Raw genomic sequence first — 520 nt, 5'->3', positions numbered from 1 at the left:
ATCTTACTGCTGATTATCCATGCAGAGATTGAAATCAAGAAGGAGCCCGAAATGAATTTAAACGACCAGAATAAACGGGTGCTATTTTTCGCGGAATAGTTTCGGGTATTCAATTACCAATCCATACGGATCGGTTTTTAGCTCGGCCTTAAATGTCGATTTTTCGTTTTCATACAGGTATACCGAATTTGATATTTTAGTATAATACTGCCTTACAGGTATTATCAGATCAGCAATAATGTCTATGTATATCACCTCGATCCTATTGCTCAATTGCCCAATAAAAACCAACCTTCTTATCGGCAATGTATTGGTAAAAGGTGTTAATGAAATATCAATATCGACACAACCATCAAATCGATGATCAATCTTATTGTTGACCAGCCAATGATCACCTTTCTTTTCTAGAAGAAGTGTTTTTTCATTTCCGCCCAATATGACATTTATTTCAACGAAATAGGTTTCCCACAACGTATCCGTAAGAATTTTATATAAGATTTTAGTCGCCTGGTTATTAACC

Annotated in this window: 1 protein-coding gene; it reads right to left on the bottom strand. The window is 35.4% G+C overall.

Annotated features, from left to right (window positions below; translation table 11 throughout):
• Window positions 1–81: 81 nt before the first annotated feature.
• On the bottom strand, window positions 82–520 hold a 439-nt coding region (locus AC1DND_RS29270), incomplete at its 5' end, for a putative glycolipid-binding domain-containing protein (RefSeq protein ID WP_477586535.1).

This window comes from Pedobacter sp. 01N416 (genome assembly GCF_056399685.1).
Note: the sequence above shows the minus strand (reverse complement) of the source record. Positions and strands in the feature narration are given on the sequence as shown.